General features: G+C 67.2%; 21 protein-coding genes. 2 read left to right on the top strand and 19 right to left on the bottom strand.

Going from position 1 to position 23,052, the window contains the following annotated elements; genetic code table 11:
• Nucleotides 1–175 precede the first annotated feature (175 nt).
• The 6 genes from PGB34_RS12815 to PGB34_RS12790 all read right to left on the bottom strand — a co-directional run bounded on the left by PGB34_RS12815 (nucleotide 176) and on the right by PGB34_RS12790 (nucleotide 6,213).
• A complete protein-coding gene (locus PGB34_RS12815; protein WP_271428484.1) occupies nucleotides 176–1,162 on the bottom strand; it encodes a branched-chain amino acid ABC transporter permease in 987 nt (328 codons plus the stop codon).
• Between the two features lie 13 nt (nucleotides 1,163–1,175).
• Nucleotides 1,176–2,051 carry a branched-chain amino acid ABC transporter permease gene (locus PGB34_RS12810; protein WP_271428483.1) on the bottom strand — a complete coding sequence of 292 codons (876 nt, stop codon included), beginning with the start codon at nucleotides 2,049–2,051 and terminating at the stop codon, nucleotides 1,176–1,178.
• 59 nt (nucleotides 2,052–2,110) lie between these two features.
• Entirely contained in the window at nucleotides 2,111–3,310 is a 1,200-nt protein-coding gene (locus PGB34_RS12805; protein ID WP_271428482.1) for an ABC transporter substrate-binding protein, read from the bottom strand.
• 71 nt (nucleotides 3,311–3,381) lie between these two features.
• Nucleotides 3,382–4,578, bottom strand: a complete 1,197-nt coding sequence (locus PGB34_RS12800) for an ABC transporter substrate-binding protein (protein WP_408647880.1) — start codon at nucleotides 4,576–4,578, stop codon at nucleotides 3,382–3,384.
• Nucleotides 4,579–4,643: 65 nt separating this feature from the next.
• Nucleotides 4,644–5,354 carry an ABC transporter ATP-binding protein gene (locus PGB34_RS12795; RefSeq protein ID WP_271428481.1) on the bottom strand — a complete coding sequence of 237 codons (711 nt, stop codon included), beginning with the start codon at nucleotides 5,352–5,354 and terminating at the stop codon, nucleotides 4,644–4,646.
• 88 nt (nucleotides 5,355–5,442) lie between these two features.
• Nucleotides 5,443–6,213, bottom strand: coding sequence for an ABC transporter ATP-binding protein (locus PGB34_RS12790; protein WP_271428480.1), 771 nt, complete (start codon nucleotides 6,211–6,213; stop codon nucleotides 5,443–5,445).
• A 364-nt stretch (nucleotides 6,214–6,577) separates the two neighbouring features.
• On the opposite strand from PGB34_RS12790, the gene PGB34_RS12785 reads away from it, so the two are divergent.
• Entirely contained in the window at nucleotides 6,578–7,855 is a 1,278-nt protein-coding gene (locus PGB34_RS12785) for an AGE family epimerase/isomerase (protein ID WP_408647879.1), read from the top strand.
• A 33-nt stretch (nucleotides 7,856–7,888) separates the two neighbouring features.
• Here the strand turns inward: PGB34_RS12785 and PGB34_RS12780 are convergent, their stop codons facing one another.
• The 4 genes from PGB34_RS12780 to PGB34_RS12765 all read right to left on the bottom strand — a co-directional run bounded on the left by PGB34_RS12780 (nucleotide 7,889) and on the right by PGB34_RS12765 (nucleotide 12,931).
• Nucleotides 7,889–9,451, bottom strand: a complete 1,563-nt coding sequence (locus PGB34_RS12780) for a DHA2 family efflux MFS transporter permease subunit (RefSeq protein WP_271428478.1) — start codon at nucleotides 9,449–9,451, stop codon at nucleotides 7,889–7,891.
• A gap of 27 nt (nucleotides 9,452–9,478) precedes the next feature.
• Nucleotides 9,479–10,804, bottom strand: coding sequence for an efflux RND transporter periplasmic adaptor subunit (locus PGB34_RS12775; protein WP_271428477.1), 1,326 nt, complete (start codon nucleotides 10,802–10,804; stop codon nucleotides 9,479–9,481).
• A gap of 67 nt (nucleotides 10,805–10,871) precedes the next feature.
• Nucleotides 10,872–12,359: an efflux transporter outer membrane subunit gene (locus PGB34_RS12770; RefSeq protein ID WP_408647881.1), complete on the bottom strand. Its 1,488-nt coding sequence runs from the start codon at nucleotides 12,357–12,359 to the stop codon at nucleotides 10,872–10,874.
• An 8-nt stretch (nucleotides 12,360–12,367) separates the two neighbouring features.
• Nucleotides 12,368–12,931, bottom strand: coding sequence for a MarR family winged helix-turn-helix transcriptional regulator (locus PGB34_RS12765; protein ID WP_408647878.1), 564 nt, complete (start codon nucleotides 12,929–12,931; stop codon nucleotides 12,368–12,370).
• Between the two features lie 112 nt (nucleotides 12,932–13,043).
• Here PGB34_RS12765 and PGB34_RS12760 point away from each other — a divergent pair, with 112 nt between their 5' ends.
• Entirely contained in the window at nucleotides 13,044–14,819 is a 1,776-nt protein-coding gene (locus PGB34_RS12760; RefSeq protein ID WP_271428475.1) for an ABC transporter transmembrane domain-containing protein, read from the top strand.
• A 76-nt stretch (nucleotides 14,820–14,895) separates the two neighbouring features.
• On the opposite strand, the gene PGB34_RS12755 is transcribed toward PGB34_RS12760, so the two are convergent.
• The 9 genes from PGB34_RS12755 to nuoI form a co-directional block, all read right to left on the bottom strand.
• Nucleotides 14,896–15,354, bottom strand: coding sequence for a DUF1178 family protein (locus tag PGB34_RS12755; RefSeq protein ID WP_271428474.1), 459 nt, complete (start codon nucleotides 15,352–15,354; stop codon nucleotides 14,896–14,898).
• 8 nt (nucleotides 15,355–15,362) lie between these two features.
• The gene (locus PGB34_RS12750) at nucleotides 15,363–15,956 is read right to left on the bottom strand and encodes an NUDIX domain-containing protein (protein WP_271428473.1); all 594 of its coding nucleotides are present in this window, start codon (nucleotides 15,954–15,956) and stop codon (nucleotides 15,363–15,365) included.
• 52 nt (nucleotides 15,957–16,008) lie between these two features.
• Nucleotides 16,009–16,344 (bottom strand): DUF2818 family protein, encoded by a 336-nt coding sequence (locus tag PGB34_RS12745; RefSeq protein WP_271428488.1) that lies wholly within the window; start codon nucleotides 16,342–16,344, stop codon nucleotides 16,009–16,011.
• Nucleotides 16,345–16,377: 33 nt separating this feature from the next.
• Nucleotides 16,378–17,865, bottom strand: coding sequence for an NADH-quinone oxidoreductase subunit NuoN (gene nuoN, locus PGB34_RS12740; RefSeq protein WP_271428472.1), 1,488 nt, complete (start codon nucleotides 17,863–17,865; stop codon nucleotides 16,378–16,380).
• Between the two features lie 32 nt (nucleotides 17,866–17,897).
• A complete protein-coding gene (locus PGB34_RS12735; RefSeq protein WP_271428471.1) occupies nucleotides 17,898–19,373 on the bottom strand; it encodes an NADH-quinone oxidoreductase subunit M in 1,476 nt (491 codons plus the stop codon).
• Nucleotides 19,374–19,400: 27 nt separating this feature from the next.
• Nucleotides 19,401–21,449 (bottom strand): NADH-quinone oxidoreductase subunit L, encoded by a 2,049-nt coding sequence (gene nuoL / locus PGB34_RS12730; protein WP_271428470.1) that lies wholly within the window; start codon nucleotides 21,447–21,449, stop codon nucleotides 19,401–19,403.
• A gap of 93 nt (nucleotides 21,450–21,542) precedes the next feature.
• Nucleotides 21,543–21,851 (bottom strand): NADH-quinone oxidoreductase subunit NuoK, encoded by a 309-nt coding sequence (gene nuoK, locus PGB34_RS12725; protein WP_271428469.1) that lies wholly within the window; start codon nucleotides 21,849–21,851, stop codon nucleotides 21,543–21,545.
• A complete protein-coding gene (locus tag PGB34_RS12720) occupies nucleotides 21,848–22,510 on the bottom strand; it encodes an NADH-quinone oxidoreductase subunit J (RefSeq protein WP_271428468.1) in 663 nt (220 codons plus the stop codon). The genes nuoK and PGB34_RS12720 overlap by 4 nt, the downstream gene beginning before the upstream one ends.
• A gap of 27 nt (nucleotides 22,511–22,537) precedes the next feature.
• Nucleotides 22,538–23,047 carry an NADH-quinone oxidoreductase subunit NuoI gene (gene nuoI, locus PGB34_RS12715; protein WP_225784974.1) on the bottom strand — a complete coding sequence of 170 codons (510 nt, stop codon included), beginning with the start codon at nucleotides 23,045–23,047 and terminating at the stop codon, nucleotides 22,538–22,540.
• Between the last annotated feature and the right edge of the window lie 5 nt (nucleotides 23,048–23,052).

The following is a 23,052-nucleotide window of genomic DNA, read 5'->3' as shown; positions in this document are numbered from 1 at the left end:
TGCCCGCGCTTGCAAGGCTCCAGCCTTGCTGCGCGCGGGCGCCTTGCATCCAGCCCCTTCCCGGCACAACGCGATCCCCTGAAATAGCGTGAACAGGCCCTAGACGTTCAGAGACCGGCTCGTGAAGCACAAAGGCCCGCAGCGCGGGCCTTCTTGCTGGGCGCTGCAGGCGCAGCTACTTGCCGCGCCGCCGTTCGATGAAGGCGATGACCTCGCCCATGATGCCGCGACGGAAGGCCAGCACGCAGATCACGAAGATCAGGCCCGTGACCATAGTGACCGATTCGCCCAGCGTGTTGAACCACTCCACCGTGGTCAGCTGCGCCAGCAGGTTGCCCAGTTCGCCGATCTTGTTTTCCAGCAGCACAACCACGGCCGCACCCACCAGCGGGCCCGACAGCGTGCCCAGCCCGCCCACCAGCGTCATCAGCACCACCTGGCCCGAGGCCGTCCAGTGCACGTCGCTGAGCGTGGCAAAGCCCAGCACCAGGGTCTTGAGCGAACCGGCCAGGCCCGAGAGCGCGGCCGAGATCACGAACACCAGCAGCTTGAAGCGGCCCGTGTCGTAACCCAGCGAGAGGGCGCGCGCCTCGTTCTCCTTGATGCCCCTGAGCACCTGGCCGAAGGGCGAATGGATGGTGCGCACGATCAGCAGGAACGCGGCCACGCAGATCAGCAGCGTCACGTAGTACATGGTCAGCTCGTTGCGCAGATCGACCACGCCAAAGAGCTTGCCGCGCGGCACGCCCTGCAGCCCGTCTTCGCCGCCCGTGAACTTGGCCTGCAGCGCGATGAAGAAGACCATCTGCGCCAGCGCCAGCGTGATCATGGCGAAGTAGATGCCCTGGCGCCGGATGGCCAGCAGGCCGAAGACCCAGCCCAGCAGCGCGCCGGTGGCGGTGCCGGCCAGCAGGCCCAGCTCGGGCGTGAGGCCCAGCACCTTGATCGCATGGCCCGCCACGTAGGCCGAGCCGCCAAGGAAGGCCGCGTGCCCGAAGGACAGGAAGCCCGTGTAGCCCAGCAGCAGGTTGAAGGCGCAGGCAAAGAGCGCGAAGCACAGCAGCTTCATCACGAAGATCGGGTAGGCGCCGAAGAACGGCGCCAGCACCAGGCCCAGCAGAAGCAGCAGGTACAGCGGCAGCGAGATTTTCTTGAGGGTCATGATGGCCGGCCTCTCACTTTTCCTTGCCGAACAGGCCGGCGGGGCGGATCAGCAGCACGATGACCATGATCACGAACACGACAGTGGACGAGGCTTCGGGGTAGAAGACCTTGGTCAGCCCCTCGATCACGCCCAGGCCCAGGCCGGTGAGGATGGAGCCCATGATCGAGCCCATGCCCCCGATCACCACCACCGCGAACACCACGATGATGAGGTTCTGACCCATCAGCGGCGAGACCTGGTACACGGGCGCGGCCAGCACGCCGGCAAAAGCCGCCAGTGCCACGCCGAAACCGTAGGTCAGCGTGATCATCAGCGGCACGTTGATGCCGAAGGCCTCGACCAGGCGCGGGTTCTCGGTGCCGGCGCGCAGCAGCGCCCCCAGCGGCGTCTTCTCGATCACATACCAGGTGGCAAAGCACACGATCAGCGAAGCCACCACCACCCAGGCGCGGTAGTTGGGCAGCATCATGAAGCCCAGGTCGGTGGCGCCCGTCAGCGCGTCGGGCGTGTCATAGGCCAGGCCCGAAACGCCATACACGGAGCGGAACACGCCCTCGATCAGCAGCGTGAGCCCCAGCGTGAGCAGCAGGCCGTAGAGGTGGTCGAGCTTGTAGATCCAGCGCAGCAGAAGCCGCTCGATCAGGATGCCGAAGACGCCGATGACGATCGGCGCGGCGATGAGCATGACCCAGTAGTTCACGCCCAGGTAGTTCATCGCCATCCAGGTGAGCACGGCGCCCAACATGAACAGCGCACCATGCGCGAAGTTGATGACGTTGAGCAGCCCGAAGATCACGGCCAGCCCGAGGCTCAGGATGGCGTAGAAGGAGCCGTTGACCAGGCCGAGCAGCAACTGGCTCAGCAAGGCAGGGAGCGATATGTTCATGGGTGCGGCGTGCAGTCGGGTCGCGGGGAAAGATGCGGCGGGGGCGGGCCGCGTTCAGTTCACTTCCAGAGGCTGCAGCGGCTTTCAGCCTTGGTGGTGTAGACGGCGTCGCCCGGCAGCTTGGTCACGACCTTGTAGTAGTCCCAGGCCTGCTTGGACTCGGCCGGGCTCTTGACCTGCATCAGGTACATGTCGTGCACGTAGCGGCCGTCGGGGCGCACCACACCCTGGGCGTAGAAGTCCTTCAGCGGCGTGCTCTTGAGATGCGCCATCACCTTGTCGGCGTCGGTGCTCTTGATCGCCTGCACCGCCTTCAGGTACTGCATCGTGGCCGAGTAGTCGGCGGCCTGGATGTCGGTGGGCATGCGCTTGGTCTTGTCGAAGAAGCGCTTGCCGAACTTGCGCGATTCCTCGTCCAGGTTCCAGTCCCAGCTGGTGGTCAGCAGCAGGCCTTCGGTGTTCTTCAGGCCCAGGCTGTGCACGTCGGTCACGAAGACCAGCAGGCCTGCCATCTTCATGCTCTTGGTGATGCCGAACTCGCGCGCCGCCTTGATGGTGTTGATGGTGTCGCCGCCTGCATTGGCCAGGCCCAGGATCTGCGCCTTGGAGTTCTGCGCCTGCAGCAGGAAGGAGGAGAAGTCGCTGGCGTTGAGCGGGTGCTTGACGCTGCCCAGCACCTTGCCGCCCTTGGCCGTCACCACCTTGGCCGTATCGTCCTGCAGCGATTGGCCGAAGGCATAGTCGGCCGTCAGGAAGTACCAGTCCTTGCCGCCCTGGTCCACCACGGCGCCGCCCGTGCCCTTGGCCAGGGCCACGGTGTCGTAGGCGTAGTGCACGGTGTAGGGGCTGCACTGCTCGTTGGTCAGCTGCGAGGTGCCCGCGCCGATGGCGATGAACACGCGCTTCTTTTCCTGCGCCACCTTGTTCATGGCCAGCGCAGTGCCCGAGTTCGTGCCGCCCACCAGCATGGTGAGGTTCTGGGTGTCGATCCATTCGCGCGCCTTGGAGGCGGCAATGTCGGCCTTGTTCTGATGGTCGGCCGTCAGCAGCTCGATGGGCATGCCGTTGACCTTGCCGCCGAAGTCGTCGATGGCCATCTGGATGGCCGTGGCGCCACCCTTGCCGTCCACGTCGGAATAAAGGCTGGACATGTCGGTGACGAAGCCGATGCGGACCTTGTCCTGCGCCTGCGCGGCGCCGGTGGCCAGGAGCGCGGCCGCGGCCAGGGCGGTGAAGCTGAAGTGCAGGCGAATGCTCATGATGTCTCTTTGCTTGGGAATCCGTGAAAAAAAGGCCTGCGGCAACGCAGGCCCGGGGCTTCAGCGACGCATCACTTCCACAGTGCGCACTTGGTCTCGGCCTTGGTCGTGAAGACCTGCTCGCCCGGCAGCGTCTTGACCACCTTCAGGTAGTCCCAGGGCTGCTTGGATTCGGAGGCCTTCTTGACTTCGACCAGGTACATGTCATGCACGAAGCGGCCGTCGGCGCGGATCATGCCCTTGCCGTAGAAGTCGTTGATCGGGTTCTTCTTGAGCTGCGCCATCACCTTGTCGGCGTCGGTGGTCTTGGCGGCTTCCACGGCCTTGAGATAGGTCATCGTGGCCGAATAGTCGGCCGCCTGCACGTCGGTGGGCATGCGCTTGGCCTTCTCGAAGAAGCGCTGCGCCCATTTGCGCGTGTCTGCGTTCAGGTCCCAGTACCAGCTGGTGGTGTGCAGCAGGCCTTCGGTGTTGCGCAGGCCCAGGCTGTGCACGTCGCTCAGGAAGACCAGCAGGCCGGCCACCTTCATGCTCTTGCCGATGCCGAACTCGCGCGCCGCCTTGATCGAGTTGATGGTGTCGCCGCCCGCGTTGGCCAGGCCCAGGATCTGCGCCTTGGAGTTCTGCGCCTGCAGCAGGAAGGAGGAGAAGTCGCTGGCATTGAGCGGCGCGCGCACCGCGCCGACCACCGTGCCGCCCTTGTCCTTGACCACCTTGCTGGTGTCGGCTTCAAGGGCGTGGCCGAAGGCATAGTCGGCCGTCAGGAAGAACCAGCTCTTGCCGCCCTGGTCCACCACCGTTGCGCCCGTGCCCTTGGCCAGGGCCACGGTGTCGTAGGCGTAGTGCACGGTGTAGGGGCTGCACTGGTCATTGGTCAGCGCCGAGGTGGCGGCGCCGTTGTTGAAGTACACGCGCTTTTTCTCCTGCGCCACCTTGGCCGTGGCCAGGGCCGTGCCGGAGTTGGTGCCGCCGAAGATCATGGTCACGCCGGCCGTGTCGATCCACTCGCGGGCCTTGGAGGCGGCGATGTCGGCCTTGTTCTGATGGTCGGCCGTCAGCAGTTCGATGGGCTGGCCCAGCACCTTGCCGCCGAAGTCGTCGATGGCCATCTGGATCGCCATCGCGCCGTTCTTGCCCTCCACGTCCGAATAGAGGCTGGACATGTCGGTCACGAAGCCGATCTTGACGCGCTCCTGCGCCTGGGCGGCGCCAGCGGCCATCAGCGCCGTCACGGCCAGGGCGATCCCGGTGAATTGCTTCTTCGTCATCACGTTTTCTCCTAATGTTTTGGGCGAGCGAGAAAGAGCAGGAAGGAACTGGAGAGAAAGGCCGGCTAGACGCCGAGCAGCTCGTTGAGCACTTCGGCTTTGTCTTGCAGCTCGTGGGCGCCGAAGCGCTCCACGATGCGTCCGTGCTCCATCACATAGAAGCGGTCGGCCAGCGGCGCGGCAAAGCGGAAGTTCTGCTCCACCATCACCACCGTGTAGCCCTTGGCCCGCAGCATGGTGATCATGCGCGCCAGCGCCTGCACGATCACCGGCGCCAGCCCCTCCGAAATCTCATCGAGCAGCAGCAGCCGCGCACCCGTGCGCAGGATGCGTGCCACCGCCAGCATCTGCTGCTCACCCCCGGACAGCCGCGTGCCCTGGCTGTGGCGCCGCTCGGCCAGGTTGGGGAACATGGCGTAGATTTCATCGACGCTCATGCCGCCATCGCTGCCCTTGAGGGCCGGCGGCAGCATCAGGTTCTCCTCGGCAGAAAGGCTGGCGAAGATGCCCCGCTCTTCCGGGCAGTAGCCGATGCCGAAGTGCGCGATGCGGTGCGTGGGCAGCCCGACGGTCTCGTGCCCATGCACCTTGATGCAGCCCTTGCGCGAACCCGTCAGCCCCATGATGGCGCGCAGCGTGCTCGTGCGCCCGGCGCCGTTGCGCCCCAGCAGCGTCACCACCTCGCCGGGCTGCACCACCATGTCCACGCCATGCAGCACATGCGATTCGCCGTACCAGGCGTGAAGGTCCTTGATTTCGAGGGCGGGGGTCGTCATGGTGCCTCCCGCCGGGCCGCCCCAAGGGAGGCACGCGCCCCCTCGGGGGGCAGCGAACTACACGAAGTGAGGAGCGTGGGGGTCGTCATCAATGTGCCCCTTGCAACTGGCCTTCGGTGGTGCCCATGTAGGCCTCCATCACCTGCGGGTTCTTCGAGACTTCGCCGTACGGCCCTTCGGCCAGCACGGCGCCGCGCTGCAGCACGGTGATGGTGTCGGCGATGGTGGAGACCACGCTCATGTTGTGCTCCACCATCAGGATGGTGCGCCCGGCCGACACGCGCTTGATCAGCTGCGCCACGCGGTGCACGTCCTCGTGGCCCATGCCCTGGGTGGGCTCATCGAGCAGCATCAGCTCGGGCTCCATCGCCAGGGTGGTGGCGATCTCCAGCGCGCGCTTGCGGCCGTAGGGCAGGTTCACGGTCTGCTCGTGAGCCAGCTCGGCCAGGCCCACTTCGGCCAGCAGCTCCATGGCGCGGCCATGCAGCGGCGCCAGCGATTTCTCGCCCTTCCAGAAGTGGTAGCTGGTGCCCAGCGCGCGCTGCAGGCCCAGGCGCACGTTCTCCAGCACGCTCAGGTGCGGGAACACGGCCGAGATCTGGAAGGAGCGGATGATGCCGCGCCGCGCGATCTGGGCCGGGCGCTCGCCGGTGATGTCCACGCCGTTGAAGACGATGCTGCCCGAGGTGGGCTCCAGGAACTTGGTCAGCAGGTTGAAGCAGGTGGTCTTGCCGGCGCCGTTGGGGCCGATGAGCGCGTGGATGGAGCCGCGCTGCACCTTCAGGTCCACCTTGCTCACGGCCGTGAAGCCCTTGAATTCCTTGGTGAGCTGGCGGGTTTCGAGGATGACGTCGCTCATCTCGCGAAGTCGCCCGGGTGCGGAAAAGTGAAGTCGGTCATGCAGTGCATCTCAGTGGCACCCGGCCGCCCGAAGGCACTGAGGCACCCCCTCGGGGGGCAGCGGACCTCGCGAAGCGGGGGAGCGTGGGGGTAGTTTCATTTCAGTGGCGCCCGGCCGCCCGAAGGCACTGAGGCACCCCCTCGGGGGGCAGCGGACCTCGCGAAGCGGGGGAGCGTGGGGGGTAGTTTCATGCAGCGCGCCACGATGGAATGTGAACTGATTGTTTGTGGGCGGTTCCTGCTTGCGTACTGGGGCAAATGCCTATGCTGCAGTGCAACCTGCGCGAGCGAACGGGTCATGCCGCTCATCAAGTGTCGTCACGATGACAATGGCGGCTGCGCGCTCTTCTCAGACCTTGGCGTGGGGCCGACAACACCTTCTTCTGTTCTCTATGCCCGACTTCCGCTCGCCCGATTTCCTGCTCGACCACATCCGGCACACGCTGGCCTTCTACGCGCCGCGGAACATCGACCCCTCCGGCGGCTTCTTCCATTTCTTCAGGGACGACGGCACGGTCTACGACCCGCGCACGCGCCACCTGGTCAGCAGCACGCGCTTCGTGTTCAACCACGCGAACGCCTACCGCCGCTTCGGCCAGCCGGCCGACCTCGACGCGGTGCGCCACGGCCTGGCTTTCCTGGAGCGCGCGCATGCGCTGCCCGGCGGCGGCCACGCATGGCTGCTCGACTGGCACGAAGGCCGCGCGAGCGTGCTGGACGACACGCAGCACTGCTACGGCCTGGCCTTCGTGCTGCTGGCACAGGCGCACGCGTTGATGGCCGGCGTGCACGACGCCTGCGAGGGCCTGGAGCGCACCTGGGCGCTGATGGAGCAGCATTTCTGGGAGCCGCAGCATCAGCTCTACGCGGACGAGGCCACGCCCGGCTGGCGCGTGGGGCCCTATCGCGGCCAGAACGCCAACATGCACGCCTGCGAGGCGATGATGGCGGCTTTCGAGGCCACGGGGCACGGCCGCTACCTCGAGCGCGCGCTCGCCCTCGCCCAGGCCGTGACGGGCCGGCAGGCTGCGCTGGCCGACGGGCTGGTGTGGGAGCACTACCGCACGGACTGGTCGGTGGACTGGGAATTCAACCGCGGCAATCGCAGCGACATCTTCAAGCCCTGGGGCTTCCAGACCGGCCACCTGACCGAATGGGCCAAGCTGCTGCTGCAACTGGAACGCCTGCTGGCCGCCGAGGGCCGCGCGCCCGACTGGATCGTGCCGCGCGCGCGCCACTTCTTCGACACGGCCATGGCCCGCGGCTGGGACGCCGACCACGGCGGCCTGGTCTACGGCTTCGCGCCTGACGGCGCGGTGTATGACGGCGACAAGTACTTCTGGGTGCAGGCCGAGAGCTTCGCCGCCGCCGCGCTGCTCGCGCTGCGCACCGGCGAGGACGGCTACTGGGACTGGTACGACCGCATCTGGGCCTATGCCTGGGAACACTTCGTGGACCATCGGCATGGCGCCTGGTACCGCATCCTCACGCCGCACAACCTCAAGATCAGCGACGAGAAGAGCCCCGCCGGCAAGACCGACTACCACACCATGGGCGCGTGCTACGACGTGCTCAAGGCGCTGGACGGCGCCGCAACCTAGCAGGCGGCGGCGCTCAGCCAAGGCGGCGCGGCTTCAGTGCGCCCCGGCCGCCGCGTCGGCGCCGGCACCGCCGCGCGCGGGCCGTGACAGCCAGATCACGGGCACCAGCAGCAGGAACATCAGGGCCGACGCATAGAACAGTTCCGAAGTCGCGAGCATGAAGGCCTGCTGGTCGACCAGCCTGTTGATCTGCGCCAGCACCTGTTCGGAACTGAAACCTGCGCCGCCCAGCGTGCTGATGGCCGCGTTGGTCGCCGTGCTGCCGGTGTTCACCGCTTCGGCCAGTTGCGCATGGTGCAGCGCGGCGCGGTTCTCCCACAGCGTGGTGGCGATGGAGGTGCCCATCGCACCGGCCGTGATGCGTGCGAAGTTCGACAGGCCCGAGGCCGCGGGGATGCGGTCGGGCGTCAGGCCAGACAGCGTGATCGTCACCAGCGGGATGAAGAAGAAGGCCATCGCGATGCCCTGGATCACGGTGGGGACCATGATGGTGGCGAAGTCGGTCTGCGTGTTGAAGCGCGAACGCATCCACAGGATCAGCGCGAAGATCAGGAAGGAGGCCGTGGCATAGCGCCGCGGATCGACCTTGCCCACCGTCAGGCCCACGATGGGCGAGAGCAGGATGGCCATCACGCCCACCGGCGCCAGCACCATGCCGGCCTGCGTGGCCGTGTAGCCCATGTACTGCTGCAGCCACAGCGGCAGGATCACCACGTTGCCGAAGAACAGGCCATAGCCCACCGCCGTGGCCAGCGCGCCCGACCAGAAGTTGCGCCGCTTGAACAGCGACAGGTCCACCACCGGATGCTTCTCGGTCAGCTCCCACACCAGGAAGAAGGCGAAGCCCACCACGGCCACCACCGCCATGATCACGATCTCGGGCGAATGGAACCAGTCCAGCTCCTTGCCCTTGTCGAGCATGAGCTGCAGCGCCCCCACCCACAGCACCAGCAGGGCCAGGCCGATGGCGTCGATGGGCACCTTGTGCGTGGGGCTCTCGCGCTTGCGGTAGATCAGCAGCGTGAGGCCGGCCGCGAGCAAGCCCACCGGGATGTTGATGTAGAAGATCCAGGGCCAGGAAATGTTGTCGGTGATCCAGCCGCCCAGAAGCGGCCCCATCACGGGCGCGATCAGCGTGGTCATGGACCACATGGCCATGGCCAGACCCGCCTTGGCGCGCGGATAGCTGGACAGCAGCAGGGTCTGCGACAGCGGGATCATCGGCCCGGCCACGAAGCCCTGCAGCGCGCGGAAGGCGATCAGCATGGTCATGTTGGGCGCCAGGCCGCACAGCCAGGAGCTGATGACGAACAGGATCACGCTGGCCATGAACAGGCGCACCTGGCCGATGCGCTGCGTGAGAAAGCCCGTGAGCGGCACGGCGATGGCATTGGCCACGCCGAAGCTGGTGATGACCCAGGTGCCCTGCGTGGAGCTGACGCCCAGGTCACCCGAGATGGCGGGCAGCGACACGTTCGCGATGGACGAGTCCAGCACGTTCATGAAGGTGGCCGCCGACAGGGCCAGCGTGCCCCACACCCGCGCGGCGCCTTCGAGCGGCGGCGGCGGGACGTAGGCGGTGGTGTTGGAAGACATCGGAAGAGCAGCCTGCGCGAAACCCGGTCAGCCGGCGTGGCGGCTCAATGCGAGGTGCGCGCCCGGGCTCTGGGGTGCGGGCGCCCCGCCCTCGCCCCGCGCGGGCTGCGGCGCCTGGCCGCGGCCCAGGTTGGCTTCGATGATGCGGCGCACCTGCGCGTCCGCGCCCTGGTCCAGCGCGCTGTAGACCTGCGTCTGGGCCACGGGTTCGCGCCGCGGCGCATCGGCCAGCAGTTGGCCGCCCTGCTCGCGCACGTCGACCTCGGCATCCATCGACAGGCCCACGCGCAGCGGATGGGCCTTGACCTGCTCGGCGTTGAGCGCGATGCGCACGGGCACGCGCTGCACCACCTTGATCCAGTTGCCCGTGGCGTTCTGCGCCGGCAGCAGCGCGAAGGCCGCGCCCGTGCCGATGCCCAGGCCTTCCACGCGGCCGTCGTATTCCACCTTCTTGCCGTACAGGTCGGCCGTGAGCTTCACGCTCTGGCCGATGCGGATCTTGCGCAGTTGCACTTCCTTGAAGTTCGCATCCACCCACACCTGGCCCAGCGGCACCACCGACATCAGCGGCGCGCCCGGGTTCACGCGCTGGCCCAGCTGCACGGTGCGCTTGGCCACGTAGCCATCGACTGGCGCGGGCATGGCCACGCGCTGCGTGGCCAGCCAGGCCTCGCGCACCTTGGCAGCGGCGGCCAGCACGCTGGGGTGTTCCTCCACGCGCGTGCCGTCGGTCAGCGACCGGTTGCTGGCCAGGCTTTCGCGCGCGGCGGTCACGCCGGCCTGCGCCGCCACCAGCGCGCTGCGCGCGTTGGCCACGGTGGTTTCGGAATGGTTGAGTTCTTCCCTGGACACGGCGCCGTTGCCGCTGAGCGACTGGCGGCGCCGCAGGTCGTCCTGCGCGCGGGCCAGCTCGCTTTGCGCGCGGCTCACGTCGGCCTGGCGCAACTGCACCTGCGCGGCCAGCGAACCGTTGTTGGCATAGAGCGTGCGCGCCTGGCGCACGGCCTGCGCCAGCGCGGCCTCGGCCTGTTCCAGCGCCACCCTGGCGTCAGACGGGTCCAGCTGCACCAGCGGCTGGCCGGCCTTGACGAAGTCGGTGTCGTCGGCGCCGATGCTCATCACCGTGCCCGCGATCTGCGGCGTGATCTGGATGACGTTGCCCTGCACATAGGCGTTGTCGGTGCCTTCGTAGTTGCTGGCCACCAGCACTTCATAGGCCGTCCAGGCCGCACCGGCCAGCACGACCACGGCCGTCAGCGACAGCAGCGCGCGGCGGCGCTTGCCGTTGTTTCCGGCCTTGGCCGGCGTGCCGGCCGGTGCCGGGGAAGACGAGATGTTGTTTTCTTCGCTCATGTTGGATTCGGCCCCGAAGCGAGGCCTTTTTTTGGAAGCTTTTCTTGAACTCGTGGTGAAAGAGAAATCAGGGCCCGGCCAGCGCCTGCGGCGACTCGCTTGCGCCCGGCTGCCAGCCGCCGCCCAGCGCGCGCGCCAGCGCCACCTGGGTCTCCAGCGCACGCGCACTCAGGTCCACAGCCTGGCGGCGCTGGGCCAGCACGGCAGTCTCGGCCGCCAGCACCTGCAGGTAGTTGCCCAGGCCCGCGCCATAGCGCTGGGTGGCGATCTGCCAGGCGCCTTCGGCCGCGGCCTGCGCCTCGCGCTGCTGGGCCTGCTGGCGCGCGATGGACTGCAGGCTGCTGAGCTGGTCGGCTGCATCGCGCACGGCGTCGAGCACGGCGGCGTTGTAGCTTTCGATGGCCGCATTGCGGTCGGCCGCCTTGCCCTGCAGGTTGGCCCGCAAGCGGCCTCCTTCGAAGATCGGCAGGCTGATGGCCGGGCCCACGCCCCACTGCCGGCTGCCTGACTTGAGCAACTGGTCCAGGCCCAGCGACTGCACGTTGACGAAGGCGCTCAGGTTCACGTTGGGATAGAACTGCTTGCGCGCGTAGTCCACCTCGTGCGTGGCGGCCTCGGCGCGCCAGCGCGCGGCGGCGATGTCGGCGCGGCGACCCAGCAGCTGCGCCGGCAGCACGGACTGCAGCGGCACGGGGCGCAGGGCCGAAAGTGCAGGCGCCTGCAGCGAGCCCGTGATGCCCGGCTGCGCCGCCAGCGCGTCCAGCGCATGGCGCGCGATGGCGATCTGCTCGTCCAGCGCCTCGATCTGCTGGCGTGCCTCGGGCAGGCCACCTTCGCTCTGGCGCAGCTCCAGCCGCGTGTCCAGCCCGGCCGAAACCCGATCACGCACCAGCCGCAGCGTTTCTTCGCGCTGCGCCAGGCTGCGCTGGGCCACCTCGCGCTGCGCCGCAAGGCGCGCCCACAGCACGTAGCTGCGCGCCACGTTGGCGGCCAGCAGCACGCGCGCGGCTTCGGCTTCGGCCTGGGCGGCATGGGCGTTGCCCAGCGCGGCTTCCAGCGCGTCGTGGTTCTTGCCGAAGAAGTCCAGCTCCCAGCCGCCGCCCAGCTGCAGCAGGCCGGTGTTCTGGATCGAGCCGCCCAGTGGCGAGGGGTAGATGTAGTTCTCGGAGTACAGCGAGCGGTTGAACTGCGCGTCGCCCTTGAGCTGCGGCAGCTCGCTCGCGCGCGCCAGGCCCACGGCGGACTGCGCCTTGGCCAGCCGCGCCTGCGCCACCCTGAGGTTGGGACTGCCCTGCAGCGCCTGATCGACCAGGCGGTCGAGCTGGGCGTCGCCAAAGGCCTGCCACCAGTTCGCGTTCACGGCGTCGTCGGCCTGCTGCGGCGCATCGGCAGCCGGCAGCCCGGCCTGGGCCGGCGTGATCAGCTGGGCCCGCGGCGCCAGGGTGCCGGTGCCGGTGCCGGCGCAGCCGGCGGCCGCCAGCGCGGCGGCCAGCACGAGCAGCGCGCCGGCTGCTCGGGAATGGGAAGAGGCGCCCCGCGCGGGGCGCTGGAGCATCAGCGAAGTCATGATTGCCTGGGGGTTGGCGCAGCAGCGGCCGGCGCCTTCTGCGAGTTGTCGAGCATGCGTTTGAGGTAGGACTTGAGCTGGCGCCATTCGGCCTCGCTGAAGCCGCTGAGGTAGTCGTTCTGCACGCGGCACAGCACATGCGGCACGCGCTCGGCGTGGGCCGCGCCCTCCTCGGTCAGCTCGATGTTGACCACGCGCCGGTCGGCCACCGAGCGCACGCGGCGCACCAGCCCCTTGGCTTCGAGCCGGTCGAGCAGGCGCGTCATCGCGCCCGTGTCCAGCTCGCACACGCGGGCCAGCTCGGCCACCGTGGCGCTGGCATTCAAGTGCGTGTGCAGCTTGTGCAGCGGGATCCACTGCGGGTAGGTGGGCCCGCCGGGCTCGACCAGTTCGGCTTCCACCGACTGGCCGATGGCCGTGACGATGCGGCGCATCATGTAGCCCACACTCATGTCGGCGGCGTAGTTCTCGGGGTGGTAGAAGGCCGCGCAGGGCGCGTCGGGCGCCTCGGGGGGGTGCGGCGAAGACCCGGGGGAAGACGGCGGAAGTTTGGCAGTCATGGGCACGGGATATTATTGCCTGGGCAGTAATTGTCAAGGCTGATACTGTGGCGACAGCTGAACCGGGTGCGCGCCCGGGTCGGGTGGCAGGCGCCTCCTAGAATCCGCCGCCATGTCCGCCCCCACGACCGCCAAGGGCTCGCCTCGCTCGCTTTCGGGCCTGGCCCCCTTCCTCGCGCCCTACCGCATTCAGATCGCCCTGGCTGCCCTCTTTTTGGTGATGGCTGCCGTCACCACGCTGGTGTTCCCTCTGGCCCTGCGCAACCTCATCGATGGCGGCCTGCTGCCGGCTGACCGGGGGCAGCAGGCGCTGGCACTGCGCGAGCATTTCTTCGCGCTCTTCGGGGTGGCGGTGGCGCTGGGCTTTTTTTCGGCTGCGCGCTTTTTCACCGTGAGCTGGCTCGGCGAACGGGTGACGGCCGACCTGCGCAATGCCGTCTACAGCCGCGTGCTGCGCCAGAGCCCGGCCTTTTTTGAAACCACGCAGACCGGCGAGGTGCTCTCGCGCCTGACTTCCGACACCACGCTGGTGCAGACCGTGGTGGGCTCCTCGCTGAGCATGGGCCTGCGCAATGCGGTGATGGGGCTGGGCGCGCTGTGCGTGCTGATCTGGACCAACCCCGACGTGATGCTGCGCGTGTTCGTGGTGCTGGTGCTGGTGGTGCTGCCCAGCATGTGGTTCGGCCGCCGCGTGCGGCGCCTCTCGCGCGCCAGCCAGGACCGCGTGGCCGATGCCAGCGCCATCGCGGCCGAAGTGCTCAACGCCATCCCCGTGGTGCAGAGCTACAGCGGCGAGGCGCGCGAATCGGCGCGCTTCAAGGCCTCCACGCAGGAAGCCTTTGGCACTGCGATCCGGCGCACCAAGGCGCGCTCGGTGCTGGTGGCCTTCATCATCATCGCCACCTCGGCCGCGCTGCTGTGGGGCCTGTACGAAGGCACGCAGGCCGTGATGCGCGGCAGCATCACGCCGGGCCACCTGGGCCAGACGGTGGTGTACGTGATCATCCTGGCCAGCGCGCTGGCCGTGCTGGGCGAGGTGTACGGCGACCTGCTGCGCGCCGCGGGCGCCACCGAACGGCTGATGGAGCTGCTGCATGCGCGCGCCGACATCGTCTCGCCCGCCCAGCCGCGCACCGCCCCGCGGCCCGCGGGCGGCAGCACGCTGCGCATCGAGGGCCTGCGCTTTCACTACCCCTCGCGGCCCGACACGCCGGCCCTGCGCGACTTCGACCTGCAGGTGGCCGCCGGCGAGACGGTGGCGCTGGTGGGCTCCAGCGGCGCCGGCAAGACCACGGTGTTCCAGCTGCTGCTGCGCTACTACGACCCGCAGCAGGGGCGCATCGAACTCGACGGCCTGTCACTGGACCAATGGCCGCTGCAGGCCCTGCGCGAGCGCATCGGGCTGGTGCCGCAGGATGCGGTGATCTTCTCGGCCAGCGCGCTGGAAAACATCCGCTACGGCCGCCCCGAGGCCAGCGACGAGGAGGTGCATACCGCCGCACGCGCCGCGCATGCGGCCGGCTTCATCGAGGCGCTGCCCGAAGGCTATGCCACCTTCCTGGGCGAGCGCGGGGTGCGGCTGTCGGGCGGACAGCGCCAGCGCATCGCCATCGCGCGCGCCATGCTCAAGAATGCGCCGCTGCTGCTGCTGGATGAAGCCACCAGCGCACTGGACGCCGAAAGCGAGCGCCTGGTGCAGGCGGCGCTGGAATCGGCCATGCATGGCCGCACCACGCTGGTCATCGCGCACCGCCTGGCCACGGTGCAGAAGGCCGACCGCATCATCGTGCTGGACCACGGCGGCATCGTCGAGCAAGGCAGCCACGCGCAGCTGCTGGCGCAAGGCGGTGTCTACGCACGTCTGGCTGCCTTGCAGTTCACGCACTGAGCCGCGCCCCTCCCCGCTCCAAAAGCACAAGGCCCGCATCGCGCGGGCCTTGTCTTTGGTGTTCAGCGCGCTGACGCTACTGCAGCGGCTCCTTGAGCGCGTCGGGCAGCACCAGCGGCATCACGGCGATGCCCTCGTCAAGCAGCGCCTCGGCCTGCTCGGGGGTGGCCTGGCCGCGGATGCCGCGCTCGGCCGTTTCGCCGTAGTGCATGCGGCGCGCCTCTTCGGCAAAGCGCTCGCCCACGTCTTCGGTGCGCGCCAGCACTTCGCGCATGGCCTGCATCCAGCGGCCGGCCGGGCTGTGCGGCGCGGCATGGGCGGCCACCGGCGCTGCGGCCGCAGGCGCCTTCTGCGCCTTGTCGCGGCCGGCACCCAGGTTCAGGCGCGGTGCGCTCAGGCCCTTGACGATGTCCTTGTCGCCGCACAGCGGACATTCGACCAGCGCGCGCTGGCGCTGCGACTCGAAGTCGTCTTCAGAGCCGAACCAGCCTTCGAAGGCGTGGCCGTGCGTGCAACGAAGATTGAGAACCTTCATGGCCGCGATTATGGGATGGCCGCTGCCGCCCCCGCACCCTGCCAGGGCAAAGGCCATGCGCCCGACAGCACGTTCTGCAGGAACAGCGCGCAGCTGAGCGTCTTGGCATCGGTCACGGTGCCGTCGCGGCACCAGTCCAGCAGCTGCGCAGGCGTGGCGCTGAACACGTCGAGGAACTCGCCCGCATCGAGCTTGCGCTCGCCGGCCTGCAGGCCGCGCGCGAAGTAGATGTGGATCACCTCGGTCGAATAGGCCACGGCCAGGTGCATGCGCCCGGCGTAGGCCCATTCGCGTGCGCGATAACCCGTTTCCTCGATCAGCTCGCGCTGGCCGCAGACCAGCGGGTCTTCGCCGGCATCGAGCTTGCCCGCGGGGAACTCGACCATCACCTGACCCACGGGGTAGCGGTACTGGCGCTCCAGCACCACGCGCCCGTCGTCCAGCAGCGGCACCACCACCACGGCACCGGGATGGATCACGTATTCGCGTGTGGCCACCGAGCCGTCGGGCAGCGCCACCGTGTCGCAGCGGGCATGCAGGAATTTGCCCTCGAACAGCAGTTCGGACTGCTGCGCCTGCTCTTTCAGATGCTGTTCGCTCATGATGGAAAACAAGTTCGGGCGCGCCGCATCGGCGTGCTTGCTGGCGGCCTCTTCAACGACGGTCAGCGCTGGCCGTGCGGCGCTCCCGGTGCTTGACCAGATAGCGCCAGGTGAAGCCCGGGAAGGCCAGCACCAGGAAGAAGGAGGCGGTGACGGCGTAGAACTCCCAGCCCTGCGGCGCGATCCGGCCGATGCGCCTTTCGATGAGCCAGCCCGCGCCCAGGGCCAGGCCGTACAGCAGGGCCAGTTCGGCCACGCGCCAGGCCAGCGACTTGGCCCTGCCCTGCGGCAGCGCCACCAGGCCCAGCAGGCGCTCGTTCAGGAAAGGCAGGTTCGCGGCCGCCGTCAGCAGCGCCAGCACCAGCCAGACCGACGCCGCCTGCGACAGATCTGCACCCATGCCTGCGCGCGGCCGCGGGGATCAGCGTCCCAGCGTCGAGACGATGGCCTGTGCGCACAGCGCCATCAGGCCGCCGGGCAGGATGCCCAGGATCAGGATCAGCGCGCCGTTGACCGTGAGCACGGCACGCACGTCGACCGGTGCGGAGACCGTGGTGGCCGTCAGCGGCTTGTCGAAGTACATGACCTTGATCACGCGCAGGTAGTAGAAAGCGCCGATCAGCGACATGACCACCGCGAACACGGCCAGAGCGATATGCACCGCCTGGCCCGAGGCCACCAGGGCCTGCAGCACCGACAGCTTGGCGTGAAAGCCCACCAGCGGCGGCAGGCCGGCCAGCGAGAACATGGTCACGGCCATCACGCCGGCGTACAGCGGGCTGCGCTGGTTCAGGCCGGACAGGTCGGCGATCTCCTCGCTCTCGAAGCCTTCGCGGGCCAGCAGCAGGATGATGCCGAAGCTGGCCAGCGTGGTGAGCACGTAGGTCACCACGTAGAACATGGCGGCGCTGTACGCGAACTGCGCATTGAGGCTGTTGCCGTTGACCACGCCGGCCACGAAGGCCAGCAGCACGAAGCCCATCTGCGCGATGGTCGAGTAGGCCAGCATGCGCTTGAGGTTGCTTTGCGCGATGGCCGCCAGGTTGCCCACCAGCAGCGACATCACGGCCAGCACGGCCAGCATCTGCTGCCAGTCGAAGGCCAGCGGCATCAGCCCTTCCACCAGCAGGCGGATCACGATCGCGAAGGCCGCCAGCTTGGGCGCGCCGCCGATCATCAGCGTCACGGCCGAAGGCGCGCCGTGGTAGACGTCGGGCACCCACATGTGGAACGGCGCGGCGCCCAGCTTGAAGGCCAGGCCGGCGACGATGAAGACCAGGCCGAAGACCAGCACCTGGTGCTGCACCTGGCCTGAGGCCACGGCGCGGAAGACTTCGTCGATGTCCAGCGAACCCGTGGCGCCGTACATCATCGACATGCCGTACAGCAGGAAGCCGCTGGCCATCGCGCCGAGCACGAAGTACTTCATGGCGGCTTCGCTGGCCACCGCGTTGTCGCGGCGCAGCGCCACCATGGCGTAGCCCGACAGCGTCAGCAGCTCCAGGCCCAGGTAGATCATCAGGAAGTGGCCGCCCGAGATCATCACGAACATGCCCAGCAGCGAGAACATGCCCAGCGTGAACAGTTCGCCGCCGCGCAGCATGCCGCGGTCGCCCGCATAGGGGCGGCCATAGACCAGCGTGACCATCAGCGCGATGGTGGCGAAGCACTTGAGCCAGTTGCCCATCGGGTCGCTGACCACCAGGCCGCCAAAGCCCTCGATCTTGTGGCCGCCCGCGGCCTGCATGCCCGTGAGCAGCGCCACGCCGGCCAAGGTGAGCATGGTCAGCACGTGCGTGCGGGTGCGGCGCGGGCTGTGGTCCGACAGGTCGACCAGCGTGATGACGCAGGCCATCACGAGCAGCACGATCTCGGGGTAGATCGCGACCCAGCTGAGTTTGTCAATCATCTTCTCGTTCTCTCAGAGCTTGTGGGCGCGCATCAAGGCAGCTTGGACACGGCCACGTGACGCAGCAGCTCGGCCACGGAACTGTCCATCACATCGGTGAAGGGCTTGGGGAACAGGCCCATGTAGAGCACCGCGATGGCCAGCAGCGCCAGCATCAGGAATTCGCGGCCGTTGATGTCGGTGAGCTCTTCCACATGCTTGTTGCCCACCGGGCCCAGGTACACGCGCTTGTACATCCACAGCGTGTAGGCCGCGCCGAAGATCAGCGCCGAGGCTGCCAGGAGGCCGACCCAGAAGTTCGCCTTCACGGCGCCCAGGATCACCATCCACTCGCCCACGAAGCCCGCAGTGGCCGGCAGGCCGCAGTTGGCCATGGCGAACAGCAGCGCGAAGGCGGCGAACTTCGGCATGGTGTTGACCACGCCGCCGTAATCGGCGATCTGGCGCGAATGCACGCGGTCGTAGAGCACGCCGATGCACAGGAACATGGCGCCCGAGACGAAGCCGTGCGCGATCATCTGCACGATGCCGCCGGCCACGCCGAGGTCGTTGAAGATGAAGAAGCCCAGGGTCACGAAGCCCATGTGCGCGACGGACGAATAGGCCACCAGCTTCTTCATGTCCTGCTGCACCAGCGCCACCAGGCCCACGTACACCACGGCGATCAGCGACAGGCCGATCATCAGCCAGGCCCACTCGCGGGAAGCGTCGGGCGCGATGGGCATGGAAAAGCGCAGGAAGCCATAGGCGCCCAGCTTGAGCATGATCGCGGCCAGCACGGCGGAGCCGCCGGTCGGCGCTTCCACGTGCACGTCGGGCAGCCAGGTGTGGACCGGAAACATCGGCACCTTCACGGCAAAGGCCGCGAAGAAGGCGAAGAACAGCAGCGTCTGCGGGGTGGCGGCCAGCGGCAGCTTGTGCCAGGTCAGGATGTCGAAGCTGCCATTGGAGGCGTGGTACAGGTAGATCAGGGCCACCAGCATCAGCAGCGAACCCAGAAGCGTGTACAGGAAGAACTTGAAGGCTGCGTAGATCTTGTTCGGGCCGCCCCAGATGCCGATGATCAGGTACATCGGGATCAGCGTGGCTTCGAAGAAGACGTAGAACAGGATGCCGTCGAGCGCGGAGAACACGCCGATCATCAGGCCCGACAGGATCAGGAAGGCGCCCATGTACTGGTTCACGCGCTCGGTGATCACTTCCCAGGCGGCGATCACGACGATCACCGTGATGAAGGAAGTCAGCAGCACGAACCACATCGACAGCCCGTCTACACCCAGGTGGTAGTGGACGTTGAAGCGTTCGATCCAGACGCTCTTCTCGACGAACTGCATCTTGGCCGTGCCCAGCGCGAAGCGCGTGTACACGGGGATGGTCGCGATGAAGCTGGCGATGGCGCCGATCAGCGCGGCCCAGCGCACGGCGCGGGCCTGGCCTTCACGACCAAAAAACAGCAGCAAGGCACCGATCGTGATCGGCAACCAGATGGCAAGGCTCAGCAAACCCATTTTTGTTGTGCTCCAGCGCGGCTGCTCTCAGCGTTTGAACCAGACGAAGTACGTCATCAGCAGGAAGATGCCCAGCAGCATCGCCAGCGCGTAGTGATAGATGAAGCCCGACTGCAGCCAGCGCACCACCGAAGAGATGCGGCCGACCAGCTTCCAGGAGCCGTTGACCACGGCGCCATCGATGATGGCCTGGTCGCCGCCCTTCCACAGACCGGTGCCCAGCGCGCGCGCGCCACGGGCCACGATGTTCTCGTTGATCCAGTCGAGGTAGTACTTGTTCTCGAGCAGGTTGAAGATGGACATGCAGGCGCGCTTGATGGCGGCCGGCAGCGCCGGGTTGACCATGTACATGTACCAGGCCACCACCACGCCGGCCAGCGCCAGGTACAGCGGCGCCGTGTGCAGCGCGTGCAGCGCCATGGCCACCGGGCCGTGGATCATTTCCTTGAGTTCGGCCATGGCCGGGTGCTTCGCGGCGTCGATGAAGATCGCGTCCTTGAAGAAGTCGCCGAAGAGCATCGGCATCATCGTGAAGAAGCCGATCAGCACCGAGGGCACCACCAGCAGCACCAGCGGCACGGTCACGACCCAGGGCGATTCGTGCGGCTTGTGGTCGCCGTGGCCGTGGTGGCCATGGTCGTCGTGGCCGTGCGCGTCCGCATGATGGTCATCATGGTGCGCGTCCGGGTTCTGGTCGTAGCGTTCCTTGCCATGGAAGACCAGGAAGTACAGGCGGAACGAATAGAAGGCCGTGACGAACACGCCCGCCAGCACGGCGAAGGAAGCGAAGCCTGCGGCCGGCAGGTTGCTGGCGTGCACCGCCTCGATGATCGCGTCCTTCGAGTAGAAGCCCGAGAACAGCGGCGTGCCGATCAGCGCCAGCGACGCCAGCAGGAAGGTGATCCAGGTGATGGGCATGTACTTGCGCACGCCGCCCATCCAGCGGATGTCCTGGTTGTGGTGCAGGCCCATGATCACCGAGCCGGCGCCCAGGAACAGCAGCGCCTTGAAGAAGGCGTGGGTCATCAGGTGGAACACGGCCACCGAGTAGGCGGAAGCGCCCAGCGCCACGGTCATGTAGCCCAGCTGCGACAGCGTGGAATAGGCGACCACGCGCTTGATGTCGTTCTGGATGATGCCCAGGAAGCCCATGAACAGGGCCGTGATGGCGCCGATCACGAGGATGAAGTTCAGGGCCGTGTCCGACAGCTCGAACAGCGGCGACATGCGCGCGACCATGAAGATGCCGGCCGTCACCATGGTGGCGGCGTGGATCAGTGCCGAGATGGGGGTCGGGCCTTCCATCGAATCAGGCAGCCACACGTGCAGCGGGAACTGCGCGCTCTTACCCATGGCGCCGATGAACAGGCAGATGCAGATGACGGTGATCAGCATCCAGTCGGTGCCCGGGAAGCCCATGGCGCCCAGCTCGTTGGCCTTGGCGAAGGTCTCGGTGTAGTTGAGCGTGCCTGCGTAGGCCGCGATCAGGCCGATGCCCAGGATGAAGCCGAAGTCACCCACGCGGTTGACCAGGAAGGCCTTCATGTTGGCGAAGATGGCCGTGGGCTTGTTGTACCAGAAGCCGATCAGCAGATAGGACACCAGACCCACCGCTTCCCAGCCGAAGAACAGCTGCAGCAGGTTGTTGCTCATGACGAGCATCAACATCGAGAAGGTGAACAGCGAGATGTAGGCGAAGAAGCGGTTGTAGCCCTCGTCCTCTTCCATGTAGCCGATGGTGTAGATGTGCACCATCAGCGACACGAAGGTCACGACGCACATCATCATGGCGGTGAGCCCGTCGACCATGAAGCCGACTTCCATCTTCAGGCCGCCGATGACCATCCATTCGTAGAGGGTCTCGTTGAAGCGAGCGCCATCCAGGGCCACGCTCTTGAGCGTCAGGGCCGAGATGATGAAGGCGACCAGCACGCCCAGGATGGTGAGCGAGTGCGAGGCGGCGCGGCCAAGGCGGTTGCCGCCGAATTTCGTGCCCAGGATGCCGGCCAGGGCCGAGCCGACCAGCGGTGCCAGCGGCACCGCCAGCAGCGTGCTTGCGGAAAGAGTTGTGCTCATGCTGTTGTCCGGACCGTGCAGGCTCTGGTGCCGCGGGTCGCTGCCCGAAGGAGCGGCGCGCCAACGCAGCGCAGTGCACGGAAATTCATCGTGTTAGCCTTTCAGCGCGTCCAGTTCGTCCACGTTGATGGTCGAGCGGTTGCGGAACAACAGCACCAGCAGCGCAAGGCCGATGGCCGATTCAGCAGCGGCGACCGTCAGGATGAAGAACACGAAGATCTGCCCGTGCATGTCGCCCAGGTAGTGCGAGAAGGCCACGAAGTTCATGTTCACGGCCAGCAGCATGAGCTCCACGCACATGAGCAGCACGATCAGGTTCTTGCGGTTGACGAAGATGCCGACCACGGCCAGCGCGAACAGCATCGCGCCCAGCGACAGGTAATGCCCCAGGGTGAGCGTCATGCCTTCTTCTCCTCAGTCGTGCCTTCTTGCGCGGCGGCCACGGGGGCCGGCGGCTGGGTGGCGGCCAGCTTGACCACGGCCAGGCGCTCGGATGCACGCACCCGCACCTGATCCTTCACGTCGATGGTCTTGGTGTCCTTGCGGCGGCGCAGCGTCAGCGCGATGGCGGCGATCATGCCCACCACCAGGATCACGGCTGCCACCTGCACCGGGTACACGTATTCCGAGTACAGCAGCAGGCCCAGCGCCTTGGTGTTGCCACCTTGAGCGATGGCGGCCTGCACGGCCGCGTCGGCCGCTGCCTGGCCTGCCGAGCCGAAGCCGCCCATCAACACCCAGGCCATTTCCAGCGCGATCACCACGCCGATCAGCGCGGCCAGCGGGAAGTGCTTCCAGAAGCCCGCGCGCAGGCTGTCCATGTTCAGGTCCAGCATCATCACCACGAACAGGAACAGCACCATCACCGCGCCCAGGTACACCAGCACCAGCACGATGGCCAGGAATTCGGCGCGCAGCAGCAGCCACACGGCCGATGCCTGCGAGAACGCAAGCATCAGGTAAAGCACCGCGTGCACGGGGTTGCGCGCGGTCACCACCCGGAAGGCTGCAAACAGCAGCACCACCGAGAACAGATAGAAGAAGCCGGTCTTGACGTCCATGGAATTGATCTTTGAGGGCGCCGGGTCTCAGCGGTACTTGGCGTCGGCCGCCTTGTTGGCCGCGATCTCTTTTTCGTAGCGATCACCCACCGCCAGCAGCATGTCCTTGGTGAAGTACAGATCACCGCGCTTTTCGCCGTGGTACTCGAGGATGTGCGTTTCGACGATGGAATCGACCGGGCAGCTTTCTTCGCAGAAGCCGCAGAAGATGCACTTTGTGAGGTCGATGTCGTAGCGCGAGGTGCGGCGCGAGCCGTCGTCACGCACCGTCGATTCGATGGTGATGGCCACGGCCGGGCACACGGCTTCGCACAGCTTGCAGGCGATGCATCGCTCTTCGCCGTTCTCGTAGCGGCGCAGGGCGTGCAGGCCGCGAAAGCGCGGCGACAGCGGGGTCTTCTCTTCGGGGAACTGCACCGTGACCTTGCGGCGCAGCGCATAGCGGCCGGTCAGGGCCATGCCCTTGAACAGCTCCACGAGCATGAAGCTCTTGAGGAAATCCTTCACCGAGAAGGAGGAAGCGACAGCGGTTGTCATCGTGG

The sequence above is a fragment of the Xenophilus arseniciresistens genome, from assembly GCF_028023875.1.
Taxonomy (GTDB): Bacteria; Pseudomonadota; Gammaproteobacteria; order Burkholderiales; family Burkholderiaceae_C; genus Xenophilus; species Xenophilus arseniciresistens.
The sequence above is the reverse complement of the archived record's forward strand: the minus strand, read 5'-3'. Positions and strand labels throughout refer to the sequence as shown.